Consider the following 26749-nt stretch of genomic DNA (forward strand, 5'->3'; position numbering starts at 1 on the left):
GAAGAGAGGGTGGGGCAATGAGCGATGGGCTCGAGGTGGACGTCGCGGTGGTGACGGACGCGGGCGCGAGACTGCTGCGGTCGGCGGAGGTCCTGAGGCAGCAGGTCGCCGAGACCGCCCGGCTGGAATTCGGTGGGGCGCACGCGGGCCGCGACTACGCCGCGAAGGGTGACGCGGTGCGTGACGCCCTCGGCGTCGTCGAGGTCGCGCTCGGGCAGTGGGCCGCGGACGCGGAATCGTTCGGTCACGCGTTCCGGGCCGCCGCGGCGCGCTACTCGGGAACGGACGCGAACGTCACCGCCGACGTGAACGGGGTGCAGTGGTGACCACGGATCCGAGAACGCTGATCGACGACCCGAACCTGAGCCGCGAATACAAGGAGCAACTCCTCCAGGCCTGGGCCGCCTCCCGCGAGGAGGACGAGGAGTCGTGGCAGCCATACTTCGACGAGTACGGGCTCGACAAGCGTGACCGGACTCCGTCCGCCGATCAGCGGTACGCCGCGTTGTTGGAGGACGGCAGCGACGCCCAGACCGCGAACGCATCCCGGAACGCGCTGGGGGAGCACCTGCGCCCGGATGGTCTCAACGTTCCCGACGAGATGCTCGATCTCGGCGCGCGCGGCCTCGAATTCTTCGAGTTGTTCCTTCCCGCGGCGAGAAAACTGGGATACGAGTCTCGCGAACTCACCGACTACTACGCGAGGTTCGACGCCGAGCGGGGGATGCGACTGAACGTACTCGCCCGCGACGTCGACACCCTCGGACGCAGCCTCGACACGGCCCGCACCGAACTCGTTGAGAACGAGAGATGCGTCGCCGCAGTGCGAACCGGGTGGAGCGGAGTCGCCGCCGCGGCAGCGATCGACGCCGCCGACCGACAGAACGTCCAGGCGGACGCCACCATTGGTCGGCTCCACGGACTCGCCGAGGTGCTGTTCGAGGCGAACCTCACGCTGAGCGCCGCGGTGACGACCAAGGCGTACAAGGTGGTGTCTCTGCACCAGCCGACGGTCGGGGGGTACAGCGCGGCACAGATCGACGTTCTCGCGCAGATCTACGCCGACGGCAAGGACGGCGACAACTCCGCCGCGAAGGACTGCATGGAAGACGCGTCCTACTGGTTCCCCGAACTCGCCGACGACGACTACCGGCACGTCAACGGCCTGTACAAGGACGGGGGCGCTGGTGCGCTCCGCCGACTCGACCGTGGCGACGTGGTGCGGCGGGCCGCCGGAGTCACCAAGGACTGGCTCGACGCGAACTTCCGCCACGTGTACGAGGAGAAGCAGCAGGAGTTCACCGCTGCGTGTGCGGACTGCGCCGAAGCGGTGCACGCCGCCTACGACGCCGTCATCGCCGAGGCGCGGTCGATCGAGGTGCAGCCCGGTTTTCGTCCCGAGGACACAACCGATCCGGCACCCGCGCCGAGGGTGCCCGACGTGCCACACGCCGACACCGCCCCCACCGCTGCGCCGACTGCGCCCGCTCCCGCACCTGCTGCGCCGACTGCGCCCGCCGCGGTACCTGCAACGGACGGATCGGCGTACGTCCCGCCTCGATCCGGTGGCGGGGACGCGGTCACCAGTCCGATGGCTGCGACACCGCCGATGGCCGCGGGGCCTCCTGTGGCCGCGGCGCCCCCGACAACCGCACCGCCGATGGCCGCGGCACCGCCGATGGTCGCCGTGCCCCCGATGCCTACTGCTCCGGGCCTCGGGAGCATTCCCAGCCCCGGTGATCTGGTGCGTCAGGGGCTCGCCGGAGGTCTGGTGGATCTCGGTTCGATCCTTCGCCCGTTGATCGAGGACACCGTCTCGGCCCTCCCCGACAGGGACGACGAGGAACGGAACACCGAGGACCTCGGCGACGAACACGCCGATCCGCGGGAGGACGACGGCGAGTCGGCCGACGGCGCGTCACACGACAAGAGCCTCGAACTGAACCTCGACGGAAAGTCGTGGACGCTCGCCGTCGATGCCGACGGTCAGGGGATTCATCTGGAGATGAGCGACGGACAGGGCGGGACGGCCAGGTTCGGAGTCGAGATCGGCCCGGACGGCCTGCCGCAGATCACAGCGGAAACCGCTGCCGGCGAAGGAGACTCCGGTGACGCCGACTGCGCACCCGCCTCGCCGACCCCGGAATCGCAGGTCAGCGCTGGTGCCGCGGACGCCCCGAACGCGACAACCGAAGAAGCGCCGACGCCCGGTGGCGCTGCCGCGGACGACGTCCCGGACCACAAGAACACACCGGCCCTTGCGCCGGACGGCGCCGCCGCCGTCCCGCAACCACAGGTGGTGTCAGTGCAGCAGGAGCCGGTACCCGAGACACCCGTCGAGACCCCGCCGCTACAGGAACCGCGGTCCGCACCCGAACTGGCGACAGGTCCCGTGGCCGGATTCGACAGCGGCGCCGAGTTGGCCGAGGCCGGGCCGCTGTGAGCCACCGAGTCGCACAGTTGCGTGCACAACGGGCACAGATGCGAGCCGACCTGGAAATGTTCCGGGAGCGGATCGACGAGCGCAGAGCCAGAGACGAGGAAGCCTCGGGGAACCGGTCCGGCCGCGGCCGGACCGAGTCCGCAGAGGCGCCGCCTGCGGCTGCGCAACCGAGAACACTCGACGACGACGAGTTCTATCGGCCGCGCAGCTGGCTGGTGTGACCGGAGAACTCAGATGTGCGGGAGCACGCCCTTGAATCCGGCGTCGGTGTGCTCCTCGTGCGGATCGACGAGCGTGGTGTGGGGAAGTTCGGTATCCGCCTTCGCGAACGCCTCATACTTCTGGTCCTCGGTGAGGTGATACAGCAAAAAACCGGTGAGCAGCGCGCGTGTGATCTGCTGGGTCTTCCGCTCGGAACCGCCGATTCCGAGTGCACCCAGGAGGCGGCGTCCTTCGGTGAGCCCCGACTCCTTCGCCCCATTGACGGCGCGCAGGACGTGTTCGCCGCCCCACGCCTCGGCCAGCGCCTTGGCGTTGCTGTTCATGGTGTCGATGTCGGCACCGGCGACGACGAGACCCGGCGCTGTGATCTTGGACGCATATTTCTCGGCCTTCGGCGCGGTCGGTGCCGGGAAAAGGGCGGCGACCGCCGACACGTCCCGCTGCGCGGCGGCGAGCACTGCCACACCGGCACCCATCCCGTGTCCTGCGAACGCGACGCGGTCGGGCTGCACGCTGATCTGGCCGGGGCCGAGCCGCACGCCCACACAGATGTCGAGGGTGGCCCGCAGGTCGGTGGCGAGGCCCAGGTGGGAGGGCACGGGACCGCGTTCACTGTTGGGGGCGGCTACGACGATTCCCCACGAAGCCAGATGCTCGAGCGTCTTCCGGTAGTGGTCGGCACCTGCCATCCAGCTGTGCGCGAACGCGACGGCGGGCAGGTTGAAGCCTGATTCGGGCGTGTATACGACGCCCGGCTGTCCGGCGAGTGCGAGGTCACCCCGCAGCACGCGGTGCGGTCCTCGCTTGGACAGTTCACGGGCCAGGGTCTTCGGTTTCGGCGCCACGGGGAGAACGTTATCCGATTCACGGGCCGGCGAGAGAGCCGATGCGGCCCACACTCCGACTTCGCCGCGTCGCCCGGTCCAAGTACCCTGATGAACCATGTGCGGAATCGTGGGATACGTCGGCCACCGGCAGGCTCTGACTGTTGTGGTGGAGGCCTTGCGGCGAATGGAATACCGCGGATACGACTCTGCCGGCATCGCCGTGCTCGACGGACACGGCGGCATGGCGGTCGAGCGGAAGGCGGGTCGTCTCGCGAATCTCGAGGCCGAACTCGACGAGGTCGGGGCCGAACACTTCACCGGGAGCACCGGGATCGGTCACACGCGGTGGGCCACGCACGGCAGGCCGACCGACCGCAACGCGCACCCGCATCGTGACGCGGGCAACACGGTCGCCGTCGTGCACAACGGCATCATCGAGAACTTCGCCCCGCTGCGGGCCGAACTCGAGCACGACGGAGTCGACTTCGCCAGCGACACCGACACCGAGGTCGCGGTGCACCTCGTCGCCCGCGCCTACGCCTCGGGCGAGACGGCCGGTGACTTCGTCGCGAGCGCGCTGAGCGTGCTGCGCAGGCTCGAGGGCGCGTTCACGCTCGTCTTCACGCACTCGGACCACCCGGACACCATCGTCGCGGCGCGCCGCTCGACGCCCCTCGTCATCGGGGTCGGCGACGGCGAGACGTTCCTCGGGTCCGATGTCGCGGCGTTCATCGAGCACACCCGTGACGCGGTCGAGCTGGGGCAGGACCAGGTCGTGGTGATCACCGCGGACGGGTACTCGATTCTGAACTTCGACGGATCCGAGGCGCAGGGCCGCCCGTTCCGCATCGACTGGGACCTCGCCGCCGCCGAGAAGGGCGGCCACGACTACTTCATGCTCAAGGAGATCGAAGAGCAGCCGGCCGCCGTCGCCGACACCCTGCTCGGTCACTTCCAGGACGGGAAGATCGTTCTCGACGAGCAGCGACTGTCGGATCAGGAGCTGCGCGACGTCGACAAGGTCTTCGTCGTCGCCTGCGGCAGCGCCTACCACTCGGGGCTGCTCGCGAAGTACGCCATCGAGCACTGGACCCGCCTGCCCGTGGAGGTCGAGCTCGCCAGCGAATTCCGCTACCGCGACCCGGTCCTGGACCGGTCGACGCTGGTCGTGGCCATCTCGCAGTCCGGTGAGACGGCCGACACCCTCGAGGCCGTGCGCCACGCCAAGGACCAGAAGGCGCGGGTGCTGGCGGTGTGCAACACCAATGGCGCCCAGATTCCGCGCGAGGCCGACGCCGTCCTCTACACCCGGGCAGGTCCGGAGATCGGTGTCGCGTCGACCAAGGCGTTCCTCGCGCAGGTCACGGCGAACTACCTGGTCGGTCTGGCCCTCGCCCAGGCCCGCGGCACCAAGTACCCGGACGAGGTCGCACGCGAGTACGCCGATCTCGAGGCCATGCCCAACCTGGTGAGCCGGGTACTCGAGACGGTCGAGCCGGTGCGGGCTTTGGCGCGGGAGCTGGCGTCGTCGTCGACTGTGCTGTTCCTGGGCCGCCACGTGGGCTACCCCGTGGCGCTCGAGGGTGCGCTCAAGCTCAAGGAGCTGGCGTACATGCACGCCGAGGGCTTCGCGGCCGGTGAGCTCAAGCACGGGCCGATCGCGTTGATCGAGGACGGGCTGCCGGTGATCATCGTGATGCCGTCCCCGAAGGGGCGTGCGGTGCTGCACTCGAAGCTGCTGAGCAACATCCGGGAGATCCAGGCCCGCGGCGCGCGGACCGTCGTGATCGCGGAGGAAGGCGACGAGGCCGTGCGCCCGTTCGCCGACCACCTGATCGAGATCCCGGCGGCGCCGACGCTGCTGCAGCCGCTGCTGTCGACGGTGCCGTTGCAGGTGTTCGCGGCGGAGGTCGCGCAGACACGGGGCTACGACGTCGACAAGCCGCGTAACCTCGCCAAGTCCGTCACCGTCGAATAGCAGCGACCGTGGGGGCGTGGCCGGGCCGCGCCCCTACGGGGTGACCACGACGGTGCCCGTCATCTCGGGGTGCAGCGAACACGTGTATTCGTAGGTCCCCGGTTCGGTGAACGTGTGCGTGAACGTGCCGGTCTGCATCAACCGGCTCCGCAGCACGCTCTTCGCGGCGCCGACACCCACCACGTCGTGGGTGACGCCCCGGTCGTCGAAATTCCAGGTGACGGTGTCTCCTGCCGTGACGGTGAGCGTCGCGGGCGCATACGCCATGTTCGCGACCTGCACGACGGGTCCGGTCGGCGGCTCGGGCGGCGCGCTGTCCGGCGAACCGCATCCGGACACGGCGCCCGCCATCGAAATGCTTGCGGCGAGAGCCACTCCGGCGATCCACGAGCTTCCACGTCCACGCATGACGTCGAGCGTAGTCTGGCCCGGTACCGACCCTTCTCGACGAGGAGTTCCCATGCGGGGCTACTACACCGCTGACGAGGTTCGAGCCGCGGAGGCGCCGTTGCTGGCGTCTCTTCCCGACGGCGCGCTGATGCGACGCGCAGCGCACGGGCTCGCCGCGGTGGCGGCGGCGGAGCTGCGGGCGCGGACCGGGGGCGTCGCCGGTCGAACGATCACGGTGCTGGTGGGGTCCGGGGACAACGGCGGGGACGCGCTGTGGGCGGCGTCGATGCTGCGTAAGCGCGGTGCCGCGGCCACCGCGGTCCTGCTGAAACCGGAGAAGGCGCACGCGGCCGGGCTGGCGGCGTTCACCGCGGCCGGCGGCCGGGTGGCCGCCCCTTCGGACGAGCTGGGCCTGCCCGATCTGGTGATCGACGGGATCGTGGGGATCTCCGGCAGGGGGCCGCTGCGACCCGATGCTGCGGCGCTGGTCGACCGGATCGAGGCCCCGATCGTGTCGGCGGACCTGCCGAGCGGTGTGGACCCGGACACGGGAGCGGTCGACGGGCCCGCCGTGCGGGCCGCCGTCACCGTCGCATTCGGTGCCCTCAAACCGGTCCACGCGCTCGGTGCGGCCCACTGCGGCCGTGTCGAGCTCGTGGACATCGGACTGTCGCTCGGCGATGCCGGGATCACTGCCCTCGACGCCGCCGACGTGGGTGCCGCATGGCCGGTGCCGGGAGCCGACGACGACAAGTACTCGCAGGGCGTGGTGGGGGTGGTCGCGGGCAGCGACGGCTACCCGGGCGCCGGTGTGCTGTGCACGGGCGCCGCGGTCACGGCCACGTCGGGGCTCGTCCGCTACGCCGGGCCGTGCACGAACGAGGTTCTCGCGCACTCGCCGGAGGTGATCGCGACCGCCGATCGCGCGAAGGCGGGACGCGTCCAGTCGTGGGTGGTCGGGCCGGGCATGGGAACCGACGACGCCGCCCGTCGCACGCTGCGGACGGTGCTCGAGTCCGACGTGCCCGTGCTCGTCGACGCGGACGGTCTGACCCTGCTCGCCGAGGACCCGGACCTCGTGCGTTCGCGGACCGCCGCGACACTGCTGACCCCGCACGCCGGGGAGTTCGCCCGGCTGACGGGGACGGATCCGGGTCCGGACCGGGTGGCGTCGGCACGCGCTCTCGCTGCCGACTGGAATGTTCACCTGCTGCTCAAGGGGCGGGCCACGGTGATCGCGGAACCCGGGGGCCGGATCTTCGTCAACGAGGCGGGCGGATCGTGGTCCGCCACCGCGGGGGCGGGGGACGTGCTCGCCGGGATCATCGGCTCACTCATGGCGGCGGGCATCGCCCCGGCGCGGGCCGCCGCGGTGGGTGCGCGAGCTCACTCGCTGGCCGCGAACCTGGCTGCCCGTGGCGGTGGCGCGGACCTCTCCGCAGGGCGCGGAACAGCACCGATCTCCGCCGGGACGCTGCTCGCACACCTCAGGGAGTCGATCAGAGTCCTCCGTGCGGGGGTGTCACCCGAAGAAATGCCGGCCTCCTCGTGAATGGCAGGATCGAACATATGACGCTTGCTGAAGCAGTACCGGCCGACGACCACGGACACAGCGAACCCGCAGCGTCCGCACAGGCGGCGCCGGCACCGCAGGCCGAGGCCGTGGTCGATCTGGACGCGATTGCGCACAACGTCCGCATCCTGCGCGACAGTGCCCGGGACGCGGCGATGATGGCCGTCGTGAAGGCGGACGGCTACAACCACGGCGCGGTGCCCGTGGCACGCGCAGCGCTGGCCGCCGGAGCGTCGGAACTGGGCGTGACGACGGTGTCGGAGGCGCTGACTCTGCGCCGCGCGGGCATCGACGCACCCGTCCTCGCCTGGCTGCACACCGTCGACGCCGATTTCGCCCCCGCGATCGCGGCCGGCGTCGAACTCGGCGTGTCCTCGCCGCGTCACCTCGCCGCGGTGGTCGCAGCCGCCCGGAGCGTCGGTGTCACGGCGATCGTCACGATCAAGGTCGACACCGGACTGAACCGCAACGGGGTGGCACCCGACGAACTGGCGCAGGTCCTCGTCGATCTGGCGCGCGCACAGGCCGAGGGCTCGGTGCGGCTGCGCGGCATCTTCTCGCATCTCGCCCACGCCGACGAGCCGCACCACGCCTGGATCGATTCCCAGCGCGACCGACTGGTCAGCGCGATCGCGGATGCCAAGCGTCAGGGACTGATCCCCGAAGTGGTGCACCTGTCCAATTCCGCGGCCACCCTGACCCGTCCCGACCTGCGGTTTGACATGGTTCGCCCGGGAATCGCGATATATGGGTTGTCGCCCGTACCCGAACTCGGTCAGTTCGGGTTGCGCCCGGCGATGACACTGCGATCGAGGGTGGCTCTGGTGAAGAAGGTAGCGGCAGGTGAAGGCGTGTCCTACGGGCACCAGTGGGTGGCCCCACGGGATACGACGGTGGCGCTGCTGCCGTTCGGGTACGCAGACGGGCTCCCGCGCTCGCTCAGCGGCCGTTTCGAGGTCCAGCTGGGCGCGGAACGACGGCCGGGGATCGGGCGTGTGTGCATGGACCAGGTGGTCGTCGATCTCGGACCGGACGGCGGGGGAGTCCGGGAGGGGGACACCGCGGTGTTCTTCGGCAACGGAGATCTCGGCGAGCCCATCGCGCAGGCGTGGGCCGACGAACTCGACACCATCCACTACGAGGTGGTGACGGGGGTACGCGGACGCACGGTGCGCAGTTACGTCGGCGGAACGGGTACGTAGGACATGGGTGTGTCGAAGCGTCTGGGGCTCGTCGGCGGCCTGCTGAGCGCGCTGGCGCTCGGTTCGGTCGCCGGTGTCAACGCGCTGCGCAGCGCGACCCGGCCGGGCCGCGAGATCTACGGTGACGAGGACTTCACGCTGATGTCGCGGGACCGGCGCAGCGTCGTGGTCACCGAGGACGGCGTCGCACTCGCGGTCCGCGAGGTCGGTCCCGAGGCCGCGCCGGTGACGGCGGTGTTCGTGCACGGCTACTGCCTGGACATGACGTCGTGGCATTTCCAGCGCCGCCAGCTCGCCGAGCGGTGGGGCGACGACGTGCGGATGGTGTTCTACGACCAACGCGGGCACGGCGATTCGGGTGTGCCGTCCACTTCGAGCTGCACCATCGCTCAGCTGGGCGCCGATCTCGCGACCGTGATCGAGGCGAAGGTCCCCACCGGACCGGTTCTGCTCGTGGGGCATTCGATGGGTGGGATGACGGTGCTCGCCTTCGCCGGGCAGCGGCCCGACCTGGTGGCGTCGCGAGTGGTAGGTGTGGGCCTGATTGCCACGGCCGCCGCGGGCCTCAGCGAGACCGGATTGACGCGGAACCTGCAGAACCCGGTCATCGACGGCTTCCGGCTGGCCGTCCGGACGTCGCCCGAACTCGTCCAGCACGCGCGCGGCGCGGCCCGCGTGCTGATCACCCCGATCCTGCGGGCAGCGTCGTACGGCACGGACGTCAGCCCGCGGCTGCACAAATTCTCCGACTCCATGCTGGACCGGACGTCGGTGGTCACCATCGTGAACTTTCTGCGCACCCTCGAATTGCACGACGAGTCCACGTCACTCGAGGCGATCGAGCGCATCCCGTCCGTCGTGGTGTGCGGCGACAGCGACATGATCATCCCGTTCGGCAGCTCCCGGAAACTGGCAGCGGACCTTCCGGAGTCCGAACTGGTGCGGGTGCGCGGTGCCGGCCACCTCGTGCAGCTCGAGTTCCCGTCCGTGGTGTCGGATGCGGTCGACCGGGTGCTGCATCGTGGCCTGGCGACGTACGAATCGCGTGAGCAGTCCGATGTCGGCTGAAGAGGGAGTGTTGCCCGTGAGCGGGACCGTGGTGTTGCCGACGGCGGAGGACACCGAGCAGTTCGGGCGGGACCTCGCCCGGGGACTCGTCGCCGGGGATCTCGTGGTCCTCGACGGACCCCTCGGTGCGGGGAAGACCGCACTGACGAAGGGAATCGGAGCCGGGCTCGGCGTGCAGGGGCGAGTGACTTCGCCCACATTCGTGATCGCGCGGGAGCACCGGGCGGGAACGCGACCCGACGGGGGCGCACCGGTCGGAATGGTGCACGTGGACGCGTACCGACTGGGCGGAAGCGGCCCGCACGCGCTGGACGAACTCGACGCGCTCGACCTCGACACCGACCTGGCTGCAGCGGTTGTCGTCGTCGAATGGGGCGAGGGCATTGCCGAGCAGCTGGCCGATCGTCACCTGCGGGTGCGCCTGCGCCGCGAACCGGAGACGGATGTCCGCACCGCCCACTGGGAGTGGATTTCCTGACGGGGTCGGGTGTCGGGAGTGGTTCTGACGTGCGAGTACCCTCAGTTACCGTGCTTGTTCTCGCCATCGACACGTCCACGCCTGCCGTGACCGCCGGAGTCGTCCGGGTTTCGGCCGATTCCGCATCGGTGGAGGCGGTGGACACCCTCGCGGTGCGCGTGACGGTCAACCCGCGCGCCCACGCGGAAGTGCTCACCCCGCACATCCTCGAGTGCCTCACCGAGTCGGGTCACGTCGCCGCGGACCTCGACGCGGTGGTGGTCGGCGCCGGACCGGGGCCGTTCACCGGACTGCGCGTGGGGATGGCCACCGCCGCCGCGTTCGCCGACGCCCTCGGTATTCCGGCCCACGGCGTGTGCAGCCTCGACGCCATCGCCGCACAGGTGGACGGTGACCGGAATCTGCTCGTCGTCACGGATGCACGCCGGCGTGAGGTGTACTGGGCGCGCTACTCGGCAGGATTGCGCGTGGAAGGCCCCGCGGTGGTGAAGCCGCGCGAGCTCGAGCCGATGCCGTCCGAGGTGGTGGCGGGATCGCCGTCACACGTCGACTTCTTCGATCTGCCGGTCGAACCCGTGGAAACACCGTCGCCCGCAGGGCTGGTCGCGGTGGCCGCGGATGCCCTGTTCAGTGGTGCGGCACCGGCGGCGCTCGTACCGCTCTACCTGCGGCGCCCGGACGCGGTCGAACTGGCGGACCGGAAGAAATGACATTCCGCATCGAACCGATGGCGGCCGCGGACGCCGAACGGTGCGCGGAGCTCGAAACACTCCTCTTCGCCGGTGACGGGCCCTGGAGCGCCGGCGCATTCAGAGCGGAACTCGCCGCCCCGCACGTGCACTACACCGTGGCGCGGGACGACACCGGCCACGTCGTCGGGTACGCCGGAATCGCCCTGCTGGGCAACGGTTCGCATCCCGAATCCGAGATACACACCATCGGAACGGACCCGGCGTGTCAGCGCCGGGGGATCGGCGGGGCACTCCTCGACGAACTCCTGCGTGTGGCCGACGCGCGGGGTGGCCCGGTGTTTCTCGAAGTGCGCACCGACAACGACGCGGCGATCGCCCTGTACAGACGTGAAGGATTCGAGATCGTGGGAACCCGTAAGAAGTACTACCAACCGAGCGGTGCGGACGCCTTCACGATGCGTCGCCCCGGATCGGGTGAGGAGCCGGTGCAATGATCGTCATGGGGATCGAAAGCTCTTGTGACGAGACCGGAGTCGGCATCGTCCGGTGGAACGGTGACGGAACGTGCGAACTCGTCGCGGACGAGGTCGCATCCAGCGTCGAAGAGCATGCACGGTACGGCGGGGTGGTGCCGGAGGTCGCGTCCCGCGCGCACCTCGAGGCGATCGTCCCGACGATGCGGCGGGCCCTCGCCGCGGCCGGCATCGCCAAGCCGGACGCTCTCGCCGTCACCATCGGACCCGGTCTGGCCGGCGCCCTGCTCGTCGGTGTCGCGGCCGCGAAAGCCTATGCGGCGGCGTGGGACGTCCCGTTCTACGCGGTGAACCACCTCGGCGGTCACGTCTCGGTCGACACCCTCGAACACGGACCGATGCCGCCGTGCGTGGCGCTGCTCGTGTCCGGTGGGCACACCCACCTCCTGCACGTCGAGGATCTCGCGAAGCCCATCGTCGAACTCGGCACCACCGTGGACGACGCGGCCGGCGAAGCCTTCGACAAGGTGGCCCGCCTCCTCGGCCTCGGATTCCCCGGTGGCCCGGCCCTCGACGCCGCGGCGCAGGACGGCGACCGCAACGCCATTCCCTTCCCGCGCGGGATGACCGGGCCACGGGACGCCCGGCACGACTTCTCGTTCTCCGGGCTGAAGACGGCTGTCGCACGGTACGTGGAGTCCAAGGAGCGGGCAGGGGAGGCCTGTTCGGTGCCGGATATCGCCGCGAGTTTCCAGGAGGCCGTGGCGGACGTGCTGACGATGAAAGCGGTGCGCGCGGCCCGCGACGTCGGCGTGGACACACTCGTTCTCGGTGGCGGCGCCACGGCCAACTCGCGCATCCGCGCACTCGCCGAGGAACGCTGCGCCGAAGCCGGACTGACCCTGCGGGTGCCGAAACCGCGCCTGTGCACCGACAACGGAGTGATGATCGCCTCGCTCGGCGCGCATCTGATCGCCGGCGGCGCCGCGCCGTCCCTGCTCACCGTGGCGAGCGACCCCGGACTGTCGGTGGCGACCAGTCAGGTGTTCAGCTGACCGGAATCGTGACGGTCTGCGTGGCCGGGGGAGTGAGCGCCTCGCCGGGCTGAGCACCACTCGGTTGCGCCGCATCGGGACTCGGAGCAACGGTGCCCGGGGCCGGGATCATCGGGAAGAGCCCTTCGGGCGCCGCGGGTGCAGTGGATTCCGCGGGCGCGGCGGGCGTCTCGGTGGGCGGCGGTGCCACTTCCGGTACGTCGGGTGCGGGCGTACCCGGGCTCGGTTCGTTCGGTGTGGATTCTCCCGGAACCTGCGGCCACAGCGGCGGAATCGCGGGCCATTCGATGTGCGGCCACGACGGCTGCGACGGGTTCGTTCCGGGCAGCGTCGGACGCGGGGGAGCCGTGGGTGTCGGCACCGGGGTGGTGGTGCGCGGCGTCGTGGTCTCGCTCGTCGAATCGGGCGTCTGCTCGGGGGTCCGGTCCGTCTGCGGTTCGGACGTGGGCGGGGCAACCTGATTCGGGTAGTACTCCGACGTCGGCGTCGGATCGTACGACGGAATCCGCGTGGCGGGCGGTTCGTCCGACGTCGTGGTCGTGACCTGCTCGGTGGTCTGGAACATGTCCGTCCCCGCAGGGGAGACGTTGGGGTCGGGTGCGGGCGCGAGTTCCTTCACGCCGTAGCCGAGAACGAGTCCTCCGACCACGAGGGCGCCGACGAGTGCCCCCGACACCTTGGCGGCCGAACCGGGGCGGGTCGACTCGGTGGCCGGGTAGTCGCGGATGGCGGAGGAGACGGCGAGCAACGCCGCACCTTTCGCGGTCGCCGTGTCGGGTTCGGGCATCACGATGACCCGTGCGGTGAACGCGTCGGCGACGGCGGCGGTGATCGCGGGTATGTTCGCGCCGCCACCGACCAGGGCCAGGGCGTCCGGTTGACGCGGGGAGTCCGCGACGGTGGCACGGATGAACTCCACCGCGACCCGGACGGTCGGTGCGGCGATCTCGTCGAACCTGGTGCGGCTGATCTCGATCGGGCGGATGCCGTGCAGGTCGATGTCGACGTGCGCATTCGGCTCCGAGGACAACTGCTCCTTGGCGACGCGGCACCGCGCCGAGAGCAGGTCGCGGTCCAGGTGCCGCAGGGGATGCGGGGTGGCGAGCCTGCCGACGACGTGGTGGAAGACGAGGTCGTCGATTCCGGTGCCGCTCACGTGGCTCGTGCGGTCGGCGTGCAGGACGGTGCCGTCGACCTGGTCGACGACGGCGACGGACAGTCCGGACTCGCCGAAGTCGACGATCGCGACCGTGGCATGCTGGGCGACCTCGCCGGTGTGCCGAAGATAGGTGAGGGTGGCGGCGGTCTCGGGCACGAGATGCACGCGGTGCCGCTGCCTGCTGACGGCGCTGCGGATCGAATGCGCCTGCTCCGCCGTCCGGTACGCGACAGCGAACGCGTCGGGTGTGGTGGGGTCGGCAGGAACCTGGGTGGTCATCAGTGAGATGGAGGAACGGACCAGGTCGCCGAGGTCGGTGTGCGCCTGATCGGCCGACAGGTAACGGAACTCGACGTTCTGCGTACCGTTGGAGGCGGTGGTGACGAGGGCGGAACCCACACCGGCCGCACCGGTCGACATCCCCAAGGACATACCCATCACACACACCCCCTCACGTTTTCGACGCGTGACCTGCTGTCTCTGTCGGAACGCCCTGTTCAGCGGGGAATCCCTGCCCGTTGAATCGGCGACTGTTATCTGAACGTTACAGAAAACAAACGGATTTCGCTCCCGACTTTCGGCCGCGGAAGACGAGGATGGCGCTCGATATCCGGTCTCACCTGCACAGTTGTCCAAAGGAATCTGATGCGACGCGCCAGCGATTTTCGCAACCTCACCAGACGTGAGCGCCGACGGCTTCTGCTGCGTGCGGTTCTGCGCCCGCTGGTCACCGTCTTCCTGTGCACGGTGGTCTACTTCGCTCTGCCGTGGACGTCGCTCGGGGAAGTGTCCGCCCTGTTTTTCCTGGCGGGCGGCTTGCTCGTGGTCGCGCTGGTCGCGGGCTGGCAGATCTGGCGGATCGTCGAGTCCGACGTACCGGCGCTCCAGGCGATCGAGGCACTGGCCCTGATCCTGCCGCTCTACCTGCTCGGGTTCTCGGCAGGATATTGCCTGATGTCCGAAACTGATCCGGGTTACTTCACCGAACCCCTCACGCGGATGGGTGCGTTGTACTTCTCGCTCACCATCTTCTCGACCGTCGGGTTCGGCGACATCGCCGCGACGACGGATCCGTCGCGAGCCGTCGTGAGTGTGCAGATCATCGGAAATCTGATCCTTCTCGGCGTCGGCATCCGCGCGGTCGTCGCGGCCGTCGACTGGGCCCGCAGGCGCCGGGTCTAGCGACCCGACGCCAGTAGCAGTTCGACGTTCCGGTCGGGTGTCCCGCCGAGCAGGTCGGGGTCCGCGTGAATGTCGTTGAACGACAATTCCCGGTACAGCGACGCCAGCCCGAGCGGTGAGAGATCGGTGTGGTCGACGGAGTAGGGGCTGTCGGCCTCGAACAGCGTCGTGAGCAGCGACACGGTTCCGTCGACGTTGTCGACTACCTCGACGATCCGTCCGTGCTGGGGGAAGTCGATGTGCGAGGCTGTGTTGATCTCCCAGAACGATTGTTCCGGAGTCGATCCGGGCCACGGTGTGATCCGGTTCTCGTGGGTGTGTCCGTTGACCCAGGCGAGGACGTTCGGGAATCGGTGCAGCAGATCCACCAGTCGCGAACCCCGGATCCGGGGTTCCGCCGGGGCGGAGGGATCGGGGACGACGTTGTCCATGCTGCCGCTGGTGTGGTGACTGAACAGGACGAACCAGGTGTCGTTGCGTGCCTGGGACACCGGGTTGCCCGCCGTGTCGAAATACCGGCTGCTGCCGGCCACCAGGGTGTCCTCGATCCACCGGAACTGCGCAGCACCGAGCGAGCCGTCGACGAACCCCGCCCGGTTGGTGGAATCCATGCTGATGCCGACCACGCCGGGTGCGATCTCGAACGAGTAGTAGCCGATCCCGGTCTCGCCGGCGTCCGGTGCGAAGCCGTGACCGACCGGTCCGGGGCCGGTGTTGGCCGGGTCCAGGTGTGCGGCGATGAACTGGCGGGGAGTGAACGGGGCGCGTGCGGGGTCGGGTGTGACGACCCGCGCTGGTGTCGTGATCGCGGACAGGGCAGCGGGAATGGCGCCGGGGTCGAACCTGGTGGCGATGTCGACCGCCTTCGCCTCTTCCGGCGATCCGGGGACCTCGAATTTCAGCGAACCGGTGTACATGGCTTCGAGCGGTGGGATGCCGCTCGGGACGGTGCCCTGCACCGAGTCGTCGTGATTGCCGAAGACGCAGTACCAGGGGGTGCGCAGACCGGGGCTCGTGACGGGAGAGATCGCCGCGCCGAGCAGGCCGGGAATCTCGGGGAACCCGGCCTTCTTGTACATGTCCTGGATGGAGGACTCCGGGTTCCAGTACAGATCGGCACCCGAGTTCTGCACGCCTTCGTAGCGGTCCGGTGCGCCCGTGTTGGGGACGATGGTGCCGCCGTTGAGTGCGGTGAGGAACCAGCCGAGTTCGGCGAATTCCTTGTTGTCGGTGTTGTCGCCGGTGCTCACGACCGCGTCGAACGGGCGCTGGGTGTGCGGGCCGGATGCGAGCGCGTTGACGCGTGCGACGAGGGCGACGAGGCCCTGTGCGGTGAGTGTCTCGTGCGGGCGGAACGCGGAACCGGTGAAGGGGTGCACGTATTCGAAACGCATCGGGGACTGGGCGTCGACCAGGTGGACATCCGTGAGCTGGACGAGGGAGGCGAGGGCGGTGCGCCGGTCCTCGCGCCCGCTGCGGGCCTCGGCGAGTTCGGTGCGGACGATCGTCGGCCACCCCGGTCCCGCGCCGAGCCTGCGGTAGCCGGAGCTGCCGACGGGGACGGCCACCGCTTCGAGGGTGGTGCCGGCCCCGGACGTGGGAAGCGGCGCCGCGCCCGCGTACTGCAACCCCCACGGGCGTGCTTCGAATCCCGCTGCCCCGATCGCCCCGAGTCCGGCAAATGTCAGGAATTTACGCCGATTGATGTCAGACACCAGAGGAACCTTAGGTGACGACCCGTGAGACAGGCCGATATTCGGCTCGGCGCGGTCTACCACCCCCTTCTCCTTGAGCGTTGGCACTCTCACGTATAGAGTGCCAAGTGGCGCCGATCGAGCTCCGGCACCCGCGACGACGGGGCTGTGTGAAGTGCCGTAAACGGAACACTCAAACAGGAGTCCGGAGAAGTCTCCGGATCCGCATACCCCAAAGTGGAGGGCTCATCGTGGCGAGCGTCAACATCAAGCCGCTCGAGGACAAGATCCTCGTCCAGGCCAACGAGGCTGAGACGACGACTGCCTCCGGCCTGGTCATTCCCGACACGGCCAAGGAGAAGCCCCAGGAGGGCACCGTCGTCGCAGTCGGCGAAGGCCGCGTCAACGAGCAGGGCAACCGCATCCCGGTCGACGTCAAGGAGGGTGACACGGTCATCTACTCCAAGTACGGCGGAACCGAGATCAAGTACGCCGGCCAGGAGTACCTGATCCTGTCGGCACGCGACGTGCTGGCTGTCGTCTCCAAGTAAGCCATACGTGATCCGCCCCGGAGTCCCCACAGGATCCCGGGGCGGAGTGCGTTCACGCGCGTAACCCTGAGATCCAGGAGAAGACAGAACACATGTCCAAGCAGATTGAGTTCAACGAGATCGCACGCCGGTCTCTCGAGCGTGGAGTCGACAAGCTTGCCGACGCGGTCAAGGTGACCTTGGGTCCGCGTGGCCGCCACGTAGTGCTGGCGAAGGCCTTCGGCGGCCCGACCGTCACCAACGACGGCGTCAGCATCGCCCGGGAGATCGACCTCGAGGACCCGTTCGAGAACCTCGGCGCGCAGCTCGTCAAGAGCGTCGCCACCAAGACCAATGACGTCGCAGGCGACGGCACCACCACCGCGACCGTGCTGGCTCAGGCCATCGTGCGGGGCGGTCTGAAGAACATCGCCGCGGGTGCGAACCCGATGGCACTCGGCATCGGCATCAACGCCGCGGCCGACAAGGTCGTCGAGGCGCTGCTCGCAGCGGCCACCCCGGTCGAGGGCAAGAAGTCCATCGCCCAGGTGGCGACCGTGTCCTCGCGTGACGAGGAGATCGGCGAAATGGTCGGCGAGGCGCTCACCCGCGTCGGCACCGACGGCGTCGTGACGGTGGAGGAATCCTCGACACTGGCGACCGAGCTCGTGATCACGGAGGGCGTCCAGTTCGACAAGGGCTTCCTGTCGCCGTACTTCGTCACGGACCTCGATGCACAGAAGGCCGTGTACGAGGACGCGCTGGTGCTGCTGTACCGCGAGAAGATCACGTCCCTGCCCGACTTCCTGCCGTTGCTGGAGAAGGTTGCCGAGAGCGGCAAGCCCCTCCTCATCATCGCGGAGGACGTCGAGGGCGAGGTTCTCTCGACGCTCGTGGTCAACTCCATCCGGAAGACCATCAAGGCCGTCGCCGTCAAGGCGCCGTTCTTCGGTGACCGCCGGAAGGCGTTCCTCGACGACCTCGCCGTCGTCACCGGTGGCACGGTCATCAACTCCGACGTCGGCCTCACGCTGAAGGACGCCGGGCTGGACCTGCTCGGCAGCGCCCGCCGCGTCGTGGTCAGCAAGGACGAGACCACGATCGTCGACGGCGCCGGAACCGACGACGACATCAAGGGTCGCGTCGCGCAGCTGCGCCGCGAAATCGAGAACACCGACTCCGACTGGGATCGCGAGAAGCTCGAAGAGCGCCTGGCGAAGCTGGCCGGTGGCGTCGCCGTCATCAAGGTCGGCGCGGCCACGGAGACGGACCTCAAGGAGCGCAAGTTCCGCGTCGAGGACGCCGTCAACGCCGCGAAGGCTGCTGTCGCCGAGGGCATCGTCCCCGGTGGCGGTTCCGCCCTCGTCCAGGCGAGCACCGAGCTGGCCGACAACCTCGGTCTGACCGGTGACGAGGCCACGGGCGTCAAGGTCGTGCGCGAAGCACTGCAGGCGCCGCTGTTCTGGATCGCCAGCAATGCCGGTCTCGACGGTTCCGTCGTCACCAGCAAGGTTGCCGAGCAGCCCAAGGGCCACGGTTTCAACGCCGCGACCCTGACCTACGGCGACCTGCTCGCCGACGGTGTCGTCGACCCCGTGAAGGTCACCCGCTCCGCGGTCGTCAACGCGGCCTCGGTCGCGCGGATGATCCTCACCACGGAGAGCGCCGTGGTCGAGAAGCCTGCGGAAGAGGACGAGCAGCAGACCGGTCACGGGCACAGCCACTAGGCTCTGCCGTCGCGACCGATCGTTCGAGCGAAGAAACCCCCGTGCGGATCACCGCGCGGGGGTTTCTTCTGTCGGCAGCGCCGGATCAGCTCAATTGCAGCACCGCGAACGGTTCCGACGTCGGCTGGGGAGATCCTCCGGGCGGTTCGACGGTGACGGCCAGCTTCGACATCGACCCCACGTCGTCGAGTACGACCGTCGTGGTCGGCTGCACGTCTCCGGGAGAGATGGTTCCGGCGGGCACGGGCGCGTCCCCGGATGCCGGCATCAACCACAGCTGGTACACGGTGTCGGCACTGGGCGGGGCGACACCGTCCAGCACGAACACCACGGCGTCCTGCGACTTCGAGTAGTTGGCGGTCGCGGACCCGCCTGCGGCAATCGCACTCGTCGACGAGTGCACGTCGGAGGCGTCGAGAACCTGCTCCGCCACAGTCGGCGACGGACCTTCCGTGAGCTGCCGGACGATCACCGTCCCGCCGGCGAGCACCCCGATCGCCGCGGCGGCGGCGACGGCGACCTGCCAGCGGCGCCGGCGGGAGCGGCGTTCGGTGAGCGACGTCGGCCCGGACGCGGATTGCCGGACCTCGTCGAGGACTCGCGTCCGCACCCGGGGCGGGGGTTCGACGGCCCCCACCGCGCTCACCACCGCGAAAGCTTCGCGGATCCGCCGGACCTCGTCGGTGAACGTGGAGCGGGTGTCCTCGTCGGTGGTGGCGAGATCGGTGTCGAGTTCGCGGCGCTCACTGTCGTCGAGCGCATCGAGTGCGTACGGGTAGGCCATGCCCACGAGTTCGTCGTTCATGTCACAGACCTCCCAGGCACCCGCGAAGACGCGTCAGTCCGTCACGGATGCGCGTCTTCACCGTGGACAGGGCGACCCCCAGCTGGGAGGCGACCTCTCGGTAGGTGCGGCCGTCGTAGTACGCCATCGCGACGGACTCACGTTGTGTGTCCGTGAGCGAGTCGAGGCAGGCGAGCACCGATTGATGCTCGAGCCGGCGGGTCACCTCCTCGGTGACGTGGTCGAACGGCCCTGCGATGTTGGTGGTCTCGTAGAGCGCCTCACGGTCGGTGCCGGCCTGCTCGGACCGCACGCGGTCGACCGCCCGGCGGTGCGCGAGCGTCATCAGCCAGGACAGGACGGAACCGCGGGCCGGATCGAAGTTGGACGCGGTGCGCCACGCCTGGAGGAAGACTTCCTGCGTCGTCTCCTCCGCGTACCCGGGGTCGCGCAGGACCCGCAGGACAATGCCGTGGACCCGGGCGCTCGTCCGGTCGTAGAGTTCGGCGAACGCGTCGGCGTCCCCATTCGCGACGCGGGCCATGGTGTCGTACAGTTCCGCGGATTCGGTGGTTCGGGCCCTGTGTGCCCCGGCTGCGTCCGCCGAACACACGTCTTCTGCTGGAGTGTTGCCCTCGGGGTTCGTCACCGGCACTCGTCTCGGTTCATCGAGAACCACGGTAGCGTGCACATCCACTCAACTCCTCCAGCCGGTAGGCATTCGGAGACCGCGTCGCGGTGGATGGGTGGCGAGGGTATCGATGTGACGCGGGGAACCCCCGTGCGGCGACGAGGGTTCCCCGGTGAGTGTGGTCGAGCCGTCAGACGGCTATCCGGCCGCGTCTGTGCCGGGCGTGCATCTCGCGTTCCGTCTCGGACATTCCGCCCCAGATCCCGTACGGCTCGGACACGCTCAGGGCGTGATTGCGGCACTGGGCGAGGACCGGGCAGCGTCTGCACATTTCCTTGGCGCGGGTCTCCCGCTGCGCACGAGCTCGGCCGCGCTCTCCGTCGGGATGGAAGAACATCGAGGAGTCGACCCCGCGGCACAGTCCGTGCATCTGCCAATCCCAGATATCGGCGTTCGGGCCGGGCAGGTGGTTGGGTGCAGGCATGTGGACTCCTTAGCTGCAAGCTCGCCTCGGGCGACGAGTGGACCGTGGGCTCGTAGGTACGTTCAAGCCACTGAATCATTCACGTCGCTAACCGTAGAGTCGGTTGTGAAATCGCGTCAATAGTTGTTCACAGTGGCGATTTACATATCCCACGAGCTGAAAGTTAACCTGGAAAATATTTACTTTCCCGCGGTTCCGTGATTCCGTTTCGGGTTGAAAGACCCCCGTTCACGGGCGACGATGTCCGGGTGCCCCAGCCCGCGGAGCCTGAAACCCAGCCCCCTTCCGGATCCCCGGACGAGGGACCCACGATCTCGGTATCTGCCCTGGCCAGAAGGCTCGGGGTGGCTCCGTCGACGCTCCGCACCTGGGACCGCAGATACGGCATCGGGCCTTCCGTTCACCTGCAGGGAAGTCACCGGCGGTACACGCCGCGCGACGTCGCCCGGCTCGAATGCATGCAACATGCTCTGGACGGTGGTGCAAACTCCGCGGAGGCTGCGAGATATGCGATTAACGCAATGGCTACGTATTCGTCAGAAAGCGACCGCCGACCGGATGTGAAAAATCTGGATGACAACTCGGTGAACGGGATGAAAACAGACCCGTCGAACCTTTTGTCCTCCTTTTCCGGCCTCGGTGGCGCCGAGGCGTCCGTCCGGAATTTATCGGGTGCGTTGCTGGCGCGAGACGTCGTGACCATCCGGCGGATCGTCGTCCGCGCGGTCGCGGAGCGGGGATTCAGCTCCATGTGGACGACCCTGGTCGTTCCGGTGCTCGGATGGGCGGACGAGGGGAGGAATTCGGACGCTGCTGCTGCGAGTGTCCGCGTCTTCGCCGAATGCGTCGCAGGGATTCTGTCCACGTTGACACTGGACGCGCCGATCGGCCGCGGTGGCCGTGTCCTGCTCGTGCACGTGCCGGCGGACCCGCAGGACACGGCTCCCGCCGACCCGTACGGCCTCGAGTTCCGGGCCCTGGGCGCCGCCCTGGCCACGGCCTCGGTGGACACGCGGATGGCGCTGCCGCTGTGCCGGTCGGCGCTCCTCGCCTCCGTGACCAACGCCGAGCCGGACGTGATCGTCCTGTGGTTGCCCGCCGCCGGATGCGACCTCCCGTCGCTCCTGCGGGCGATCCGCCGTCGGCGCACAGGGCTGACGATGCTCGCGGGCGGACCTGGATGCCGGACGCAGTCGCTACCACGGTCGATAGCGGTGCTGGGCACGCTGGACGAGGCCGTGGACACTGTCACCGCGGTCACCTGACCGCAGAGCGGCCGCACGATGCGATGATCTCGGCGTGCCCGACTCCACTCTCCGTTCCGACGCCACGAGTTCGTTGCTCCGCGCGGCGTTCGGCGCCGACCCGGGCGCATGCCCGCTACCGGCGTCCGACGTTCCCGTCGAGCGCTGGATGCGAGCGGTGGTGTGGGGCGCCCGGGGGCACTACGCCCGATCCCGCGCCGAACTGGACGCACTGACGCGCGGAGAGGTGGCCGACCCCGCGGTCGTCTCGCTCGCCTGGAGCACGCAGGCGTCGTTGCTGAGGCAGCTCGGCTGGCACGGTGTGGCGTCCGGGTTCGACGGCCGGGCTCTCACCGCCGTCGGGATGCGTCCCGGCGACGAGGACGGCGTCCTGGTTCGCGAAGCTCGGTGCGACGCGTTGACGGGGCTGGCCGCCGACGCACTGGGGTGCGGCCGGCTGGAACTGGGCCGGCGGCTTCTCGCCCGGTGCTCCGAGCACCTGGACGAGCGTGCTCCCGACGAGCTGTGGCGACAGCGCGTCCGCAGGCACTGGGTCAGCGCGGAGTTGTTTCTCGCGGGCGGCGACTTCGCCTCGGCGCGCCGCCACGCCGAGACGGCTGCGGAAATTTCGGAGGCCGCCGGATCTGCGCGGCACCGCGTCAAATCGGATCTGCTGCGGAGCGCGTCGATGACGGGGGAGCCCGATTCGGGTCCGGCGACACGGCTTGCCGCGGATGTGCTCGACCGGTGCGATCGGTACGGCTTGATACCTCTGAAGTGGGCAGCTGCGATGTTGCTGAGTGGTGTGACATCCGACTCACGTGCGGAGGCCGTGCGTAAGGAGTGCGAAGCCGTCATCAGGGCGCGAGGTGGGAGCTTCCGAATCTGACCCCGCTGGTCGGGCCCCGTACGGCCGGGCTGCGCGCGAATCGCTGCGAATCCGGGCGAATACCGTTCGGTCCGCACCGTTACTCTTGGAGTGTTCCGCTGAGAGCGGGAGCACACCCATCGGGGGAGGTGCCACTGTAACGCCAGGATATTCAGCAACGATGACTAATACGAGCGAGGAGTTGGACTCCGCCGTCGCCGCTGCAACGCAGGGTGACCGGGCCGCTTTAGCTCTGGTCCTGGAAAACATTCGGCCCTTGGTTGTGCGTTACTGCAGAGCCAGGGTCGGTGCTGCGGAGAGGGGACAACTCTCCGCGGACGACGTGGCACAAGAAGTGTGCCTTGCCGTGATGACGGCCTTACCTCGCTACGAGGATCAAGGCCGCCCGTTCATGGCATTCGTCTACGGGATCGCCGCGCACAAGGTTGCCGACGCACATCGGAACTCCGCCCGTAACAAGTCGGAGCCCGTCGCCGAAGTACCGGATGTCGTAGCCAACGATGACGGACCCGAACAGAGGGCGCTGGACTCGGAAGCGAGCAGGCAGATGAACGAACTGCTGAGCACGCTGCCGGAAAAGCACCGGGAGATCTTGATCCTCCGCCTCGTGGTCGGTATGTCAGCCGAGGAGACGGCCGCGGCCGTGGGTAGTACCGCGGGAGCTGTCCGCGTGGCTCAACACCGAGCCATCGCGAAACTGAAAAAAGAAGTGACGAGGGCAGGTGAGAGGTTTGGCTAGGGGCATCAAGCGCAACGGCAATCCCGATGCCGATCTCCCAGGAGACGACGCACCGGTGAACGTCGCGGCAGTGCGCCGCGACGACGCTTTGATCGACGCGATCGCCGGTGGCGGTCCCGTCGCGACGGATTCGCCGGAGCAGTACGAGCTCGCGCTTCTGCTGACCAATTGGCGCGCCGACATCGTGGCGACGCCGATGCCGACCGGGCCGCTGCTCGACGACGTGATCGCGGCGATCGACGCCTCCGACGCCCGTTCCGCACGCAGCGCTGCCCGCGGCAAGCTCCGCTTGTTGCGACCCATCGCAGGCGCTGCCGCCGCGATCGCGGTCGTCATGGGTGGCGCCACCATCTTCTCGTACAACGCCGCACCCGGCGATCCGCTGTGGAGCGTCAAGTCGGTCGTGTTCAGCCAGCAGGCCGATTCGACCGTCGCGCAGATCGACACCACGTCCCAGCTGCAGGAGGCCGAGCGGCTGATCGCCGCGGGCGACGCAGAGGCGGCGAAGAACCTGCTCGAGGGCGCCGCAGGCCGTGCCGGCGGGGTGCGTGACGCCGACATGCGCAACGAACTCGACGTGTGGCGTGCGAAGCTCGCGGCGGAGGTCGAGAAGATCGCTCCCACCACGCCGCCGGCGACGACGACGCCCGGTACCACCACCACCGACACGCCGACGCAGGCCACCGAGTTGCCGGCCACCGTGCCGGGGACACCCGGTTCCACAACCGTGCCGGGAGTCGAGCAGCTGCCGGGAACCCTGCCCACGGATCTGCAGATTCCGGGACTGCCGCCCATTCCGCTGCCGCAGCTGCCTACGCTGCCGCCGCCGCCTCCGCCCGAGACGTTGCCGTCCACGAGCCCGGATCCCACGATCATGTTGGTTCCGACGCTGCCCTCGGACATTCCGGCGACGGAGCCATCCACCCAGCAGCCGCCGCAGGAGCCTTCGACGGTGCCGCTACCCACCACCACGACCCCGGTCCCGGTGCTGCCGCCCACCAGCTAGCGGTTCGGCGGACCTTCCGCACAGACCACTGTGGCCCGACACTTCGCGTGTCGGGCCACAGTGGTCTGTATCCGGTTGTGCCGGGTCAGGCGTCGAAACCGTCGCCGTGCAGAGCGTCGTTCATCGAGGCGTCCGCGTAGCCGCGGCAGTAATCCCAGGTGACGTATGCCTCGGGTGTCGGGTCGTAGGCGGGCTCGTGCGGGCGCACGGTGCCGTCGACCAGAAGCTGGAGGAGGTTGGCACGGAGCATGTCCCAATCGTGGTAGTGATCTTGCTGGCAGTCTTCGCAGCAGACGACGAGACCGCGGATCCCGCGATGCGCCAGCAGCGCCTCGTACACGGCGAGGTCGGCCAGATCTTCCTCCACGGCGAGACGCTCGTGGGGGTCGAGTGGCTGGCCAGGTTCGATCGCATCGAGAGCTGCGGACGGGTCGGCGGGGTCGCCGGCGAAGGGGTCCGGGGGCAGACCTGGAGGCAGTTGATCGCGCACAGCACCACGGTACGCAGGTCAGCCCGGTCTGCGCCAGCCGTTCGGCGTACGCCCAGCGTGGGTGGGCTCCGTGGTGATCGCGCCGAGCCGATATCATGGTTTGTGGAGCTGGGAATATCGATCGTCGCTCCGGCCTTTTTCTTGTATCCGTGTTCCCGAAAGTTTCCACCAGATCGAAGATCTGTATGTCCGCAGACGGCGCCACCGGCGCTGCACCTATGTTCCATGGAGGGCCCGAACCGCATGACAAGTTCAGCAGGGCATGTACACACCGGCGGTGACGACCCGAACAAGGTCGCGATGCTGGGTCTCACGTACGACGACGTCCTGCTCTTGCCGGCGGCGTCGAATGTCATCCCCGGCCAGGTCGACACATCCAGCCAGCTGACCAGGGACATCCGGCTACGAGTGCCGCTCGTCAGCTCCGCGATGGACACCGTCACCGAGGCGCGGATGGCCATCGCCATGGCCCGCGCCGGTGGGATGGGCGTCCTGCATCGCAACCTGTCGGTCGACGCCCAGGCCGGTCAGGTCGAGACGGTCAAGCGGTCCGAGGCGGGGATGGTCACCGATCCGGTCACCTGCAAGCCGTCGGACACGCTCGCCGAGGTGGACGCCAAGTGCGCCCGCTTCCGGATCTCCGGACTGCCGGTCACCGATGCGGCCGGGCAGCTGGTCGGCATCATCACCAACCGCGACATGCGCTTCGAGGTCGACCAGAACCGCGCCGTGTCCGAGGTCATGACCAAGGCGCCGCTGATCACCGCGCAGGAAGGTGTCACCGCGGAAGTGGCGCTGGGCCTGCTCCGCCGCCACAAGATCGAGAAGCTGCCGATCGTGGACGGGCAGGGCAAGCTCACCGGCCTCATCACGGTCAAGGACTTCGTGAAGACCGAGCAGCACCCGGACGCCACCAAGGACCGCGACGGCCGGCTCCTCGTCGGTGCCGCCGTGGGTGTGGGTGACGAGGCGTGGAGCCGTGCGATGGCTCTCACCGACGCCGGAGTCGACGTCCTCGTCGTCGACAGCGCCCACGGCCACTCGGCCGGTGTGCTGGACATGATCTCGAAGCTCAAGGCCGAGGTCGACGAGCGCGTGCAGATCATCGGCGGCAACGTCGCCACCCGCAGTGGTGCGGCCGCTCTCATCGAGGCCGGTGTGGACGCGGTGAAGGTCGGTGTCGGCCCCGGCTCCATCTGCACCACCCGCGTCATCGCCGGTGTCGGCGCCCCGCAGATCACGGCAATCCTCGAAGCGGTCGCTGCGGCCAAGCCGCACGGTGTGCCGGTGATCGCCGACGGTGGACTGCAGTTCTCCGGCGACATCGCGAAGGCCCTGGCGGCAGGCGCGTCGACGGCCATGCTCGGTTCGCTGCTCGCAGGCACCGCGGAGTCGCCGGGTGAGCTGATCCTGGTGAACGGCAAGCAGTACAAGAGCTACCGCGGAATGGGTTCCCTCGGCGCGATGCAGAGCCGTGGCGCCGCGAAGTCGTATTCCAAGGACCGCTACTTCCAGGACGACGTGCTGTCCGAGGACAAGCTGGTTCCGGAGGGCATCGAGGGCCGGGTCGCGTTCCGCGGTCCGCTGTCCCAGGTCACACATCAGCTGACGGGCGGTCTGCGGGCCGCCATGGGCTACACGGGAGCGTCGTCGATCGAGGAGCTGCAGAACGCGCAGTTCGTGCAGATCACGGCTGCGGGTCTGAAGGAGAGCCACCCGCACGACATCACGATGACGGTCGAAGCTCCCAACTACACCGCTCGCTAGCAACCAGTCACGATTCACGAGA

27 protein-coding genes and 1 pseudogene are annotated in these 26749 nt (G+C 68.8%); 20 read left to right on the top strand and 8 right to left on the bottom strand.

Annotated elements, in window-relative coordinates; genetic code table 11:
- Positions 1–17: 17 nt before the first annotated feature.
- Genes CJ177_RS04160 through CJ177_RS04170 form a run of 3 tightly spaced genes read left to right on the top strand, consistent with a single transcriptional unit; the run spans position 18 to position 2664 of the window.
- Positions 18–326 (top strand): type VII secretion target, encoded by a 309-nt coding sequence (locus CJ177_RS04160; protein WP_005239737.1) that lies wholly within the window; start codon positions 18–20, stop codon positions 324–326.
- On the top strand, positions 323–2443 hold the full coding sequence (locus CJ177_RS04165) for a hypothetical protein (protein ID WP_257014374.1): 2121 nt from the start codon (positions 323–325) through the stop codon (positions 2441–2443). The genes CJ177_RS04160 and CJ177_RS04165 overlap by 4 nt, the downstream gene beginning before the upstream one ends.
- A gap of 38 nt (positions 2444–2481) precedes the next feature.
- On the top strand, positions 2482–2664 hold the full coding sequence (locus CJ177_RS04170) for a hypothetical protein (RefSeq protein ID WP_025432244.1): 183 nt from the start codon (positions 2482–2484) through the stop codon (positions 2662–2664).
- A gap of 9 nt (positions 2665–2673) precedes the next feature.
- On the opposite strand, the gene CJ177_RS04175 is transcribed toward CJ177_RS04170, so the two are convergent.
- Entirely contained in the window at positions 2674–3510 is an 837-nt protein-coding gene (locus tag CJ177_RS04175; protein WP_025432245.1) for a dienelactone hydrolase family protein, read from the bottom strand.
- A gap of 97 nt (positions 3511–3607) precedes the next feature.
- On the opposite strand from CJ177_RS04175, the gene glmS reads away from it, so the two are divergent.
- Entirely contained in the window at positions 3608–5470 is a 1863-nt protein-coding gene (gene glmS / locus CJ177_RS04180) for a glutamine--fructose-6-phosphate transaminase (isomerizing) (protein ID WP_005239742.1), read from the top strand.
- Between the two features lie 33 nt (positions 5471–5503).
- Here the strand turns inward: glmS and CJ177_RS04185 are convergent, their stop codons facing one another.
- The gene (locus CJ177_RS04185; RefSeq protein ID WP_257014375.1) at positions 5504–5845 is read right to left on the bottom strand and encodes a plastocyanin/azurin family copper-binding protein; all 342 of its coding nucleotides are present in this window, start codon (positions 5843–5845) and stop codon (positions 5504–5506) included.
- An 85-nt stretch (positions 5846–5930) separates the two neighbouring features.
- Here CJ177_RS04185 and CJ177_RS04190 point away from each other — a divergent pair, with 85 nt between their 5' ends.
- Genes CJ177_RS04190 through tsaD form a run of 7 tightly spaced genes read left to right on the top strand, consistent with a single transcriptional unit; the run spans position 5931 to position 12401 of the window.
- The gene (locus tag CJ177_RS04190; protein ID WP_095867312.1) at positions 5931–7412 is read left to right on the top strand and encodes an NAD(P)H-hydrate dehydratase; all 1482 of its coding nucleotides are present in this window, start codon (positions 5931–5933) and stop codon (positions 7410–7412) included.
- Positions 7413–7429: 17 nt separating this feature from the next.
- Positions 7430–8635 (top strand): alanine racemase, encoded by a 1206-nt coding sequence (gene alr / locus CJ177_RS04195; protein ID WP_095867313.1) that lies wholly within the window; start codon positions 7430–7432, stop codon positions 8633–8635.
- A gap of 3 nt (positions 8636–8638) precedes the next feature.
- Complete coding sequence (locus CJ177_RS04200) at positions 8639–9703, top strand: alpha/beta fold hydrolase (RefSeq protein ID WP_095867314.1); 1065 nt, start codon at positions 8639–8641, stop codon at positions 9701–9703.
- A complete protein-coding gene (tsaE, locus tag CJ177_RS04205) occupies positions 9693–10181 on the top strand; it encodes a tRNA (adenosine(37)-N6)-threonylcarbamoyltransferase complex ATPase subunit type 1 TsaE (protein WP_005239749.1) in 489 nt (162 codons plus the stop codon). Before CJ177_RS04200 ends, tsaE begins: the two co-directional genes overlap by 11 nt.
- A 50-nt stretch (positions 10182–10231) precedes the next feature.
- Entirely contained in the window at positions 10232–10891 is a 660-nt protein-coding gene (gene tsaB, locus CJ177_RS04210) for a tRNA (adenosine(37)-N6)-threonylcarbamoyltransferase complex dimerization subunit type 1 TsaB (RefSeq protein WP_025432247.1), read from the top strand.
- Entirely contained in the window at positions 10888–11367 is a 480-nt protein-coding gene (rimI, locus tag CJ177_RS04215; protein WP_061041844.1) for a ribosomal protein S18-alanine N-acetyltransferase, read from the top strand. The genes tsaB and rimI overlap by 4 nt, the downstream gene beginning before the upstream one ends.
- Positions 11364–12401, top strand: coding sequence for a tRNA (adenosine(37)-N6)-threonylcarbamoyltransferase complex transferase subunit TsaD (gene tsaD / locus CJ177_RS04220; protein WP_095867315.1), 1038 nt, complete (start codon positions 11364–11366; stop codon positions 12399–12401). Before rimI ends, tsaD begins: the two co-directional genes overlap by 4 nt.
- Here tsaD and CJ177_RS04225 read toward each other — a convergent pair.
- On the bottom strand, positions 12394–13998 hold the full coding sequence (locus CJ177_RS04225; RefSeq protein ID WP_005239754.1) for an Hsp70 family protein: 1605 nt from the start codon (positions 13996–13998) through the stop codon (positions 12394–12396). The two genes, tsaD and CJ177_RS04225, sit on opposite strands and share 8 nt — an antisense overlap.
- Before the next feature lie 207 nt (positions 13999–14205).
- On the opposite strand from CJ177_RS04225, the gene CJ177_RS04230 reads away from it, so the two are divergent.
- The gene (locus CJ177_RS04230; protein WP_005239755.1) at positions 14206–14742 is read left to right on the top strand and encodes a potassium channel family protein; all 537 of its coding nucleotides are present in this window, start codon (positions 14206–14208) and stop codon (positions 14740–14742) included.
- Here CJ177_RS04230 and CJ177_RS04235 read toward each other — a convergent pair.
- Positions 14739–16457, bottom strand: coding sequence for a TIGR03767 family metallophosphoesterase (locus tag CJ177_RS04235; RefSeq protein ID WP_095867316.1), 1719 nt, complete (start codon positions 16455–16457; stop codon positions 14739–14741). The genes CJ177_RS04230 and CJ177_RS04235 overlap by 4 nt on opposite strands.
- Before the next feature lie 230 nt (positions 16458–16687).
- On the opposite strand from CJ177_RS04235, the gene groES reads away from it, so the two are divergent.
- Positions 16688–16987 carry a co-chaperone GroES gene (gene groES, locus CJ177_RS04240; protein WP_003940763.1) on the top strand — a complete coding sequence of 100 codons (300 nt, stop codon included), beginning with the start codon at positions 16688–16690 and terminating at the stop codon, positions 16985–16987.
- A 92-nt stretch (positions 16988–17079) separates the two neighbouring features.
- Positions 17080–18693 carry a chaperonin GroEL gene (gene groL, locus CJ177_RS04245; RefSeq protein ID WP_005239759.1) on the top strand — a complete coding sequence of 538 codons (1614 nt, stop codon included), beginning with the start codon at positions 17080–17082 and terminating at the stop codon, positions 18691–18693.
- A gap of 85 nt (positions 18694–18778) precedes the next feature.
- On the opposite strand, the gene CJ177_RS04250 is transcribed toward groL, so the two are convergent.
- The 3 genes from CJ177_RS04250 to CJ177_RS04260 form a co-directional block, all read right to left on the bottom strand.
- Positions 18779–19498, bottom strand: a complete 720-nt coding sequence (locus CJ177_RS04250; RefSeq protein WP_025432249.1) for an anti-sigma factor domain-containing protein — start codon at positions 19496–19498, stop codon at positions 18779–18781.
- Position 19499: 1 nt separating this feature from the next.
- Positions 19500–20132: a sigma-70 family RNA polymerase sigma factor gene (locus CJ177_RS04255; RefSeq protein ID WP_095867317.1), complete on the bottom strand. Its 633-nt coding sequence runs from the start codon at positions 20130–20132 to the stop codon at positions 19500–19502.
- A gap of 166 nt (positions 20133–20298) precedes the next feature.
- Positions 20299–20592, bottom strand: a complete 294-nt coding sequence (locus tag CJ177_RS04260) for a WhiB family transcriptional regulator (protein ID WP_005239766.1) — start codon at positions 20590–20592, stop codon at positions 20299–20301.
- Between the two features lie 248 nt (positions 20593–20840).
- Here CJ177_RS04260 and CJ177_RS48075 point away from each other — a divergent pair.
- From CJ177_RS48075 to CJ177_RS04280, 5 genes and pseudogenes are all read left to right on the top strand, one after another.
- Positions 20841–21089: pseudogene (locus tag CJ177_RS48075) on the top strand (MerR family transcriptional regulator); the annotation flags it as partial.
- A 96-nt stretch (positions 21090–21185) separates the two neighbouring features.
- The gene (locus CJ177_RS48080) at positions 21186–21857 is read left to right on the top strand and encodes a hypothetical protein (RefSeq protein ID WP_025432251.1); all 672 of its coding nucleotides are present in this window, start codon (positions 21186–21188) and stop codon (positions 21855–21857) included.
- A gap of 34 nt (positions 21858–21891) precedes the next feature.
- On the top strand, positions 21892–22725 hold the full coding sequence (locus CJ177_RS04270; protein WP_095867318.1) for a hypothetical protein: 834 nt from the start codon (positions 21892–21894) through the stop codon (positions 22723–22725).
- 160 nt (positions 22726–22885) lie between these two features.
- The gene (locus tag CJ177_RS04275) at positions 22886–23464 is read left to right on the top strand and encodes a sigma-70 family RNA polymerase sigma factor (RefSeq protein WP_005239770.1); all 579 of its coding nucleotides are present in this window, start codon (positions 22886–22888) and stop codon (positions 23462–23464) included.
- The gene (locus tag CJ177_RS04280) at positions 23448–24470 is read left to right on the top strand and encodes an anti-sigma-D factor RsdA (protein ID WP_095867319.1); all 1023 of its coding nucleotides are present in this window, start codon (positions 23448–23450) and stop codon (positions 24468–24470) included. Before CJ177_RS04275 ends, CJ177_RS04280 begins: the two co-directional genes overlap by 17 nt.
- An 85-nt stretch (positions 24471–24555) precedes the next feature.
- On the opposite strand, the gene CJ177_RS04285 is transcribed toward CJ177_RS04280, so the two are convergent.
- Complete coding sequence (locus tag CJ177_RS04285) at positions 24556–24960, bottom strand: DUF5319 domain-containing protein (RefSeq protein WP_005239778.1); 405 nt, start codon at positions 24958–24960, stop codon at positions 24556–24558.
- Between the two features lie 243 nt (positions 24961–25203).
- Here CJ177_RS04285 and guaB point away from each other — a divergent pair, with 243 nt between their 5' ends.
- Positions 25204–26727: an IMP dehydrogenase gene (gene guaB / locus CJ177_RS04290; protein WP_095867320.1), complete on the top strand. Its 1524-nt coding sequence runs from the start codon at positions 25204–25206 to the stop codon at positions 26725–26727.
- Positions 26728–26749 lie beyond the last annotated feature (22 nt).

It is taken from the genome of Rhodococcus sp. ACPA1, from assembly GCF_002300195.1.
GTDB lineage: Bacteria > Actinomycetota > Actinomycetes > Mycobacteriales > Mycobacteriaceae > Rhodococcus_F > Rhodococcus_F opacus.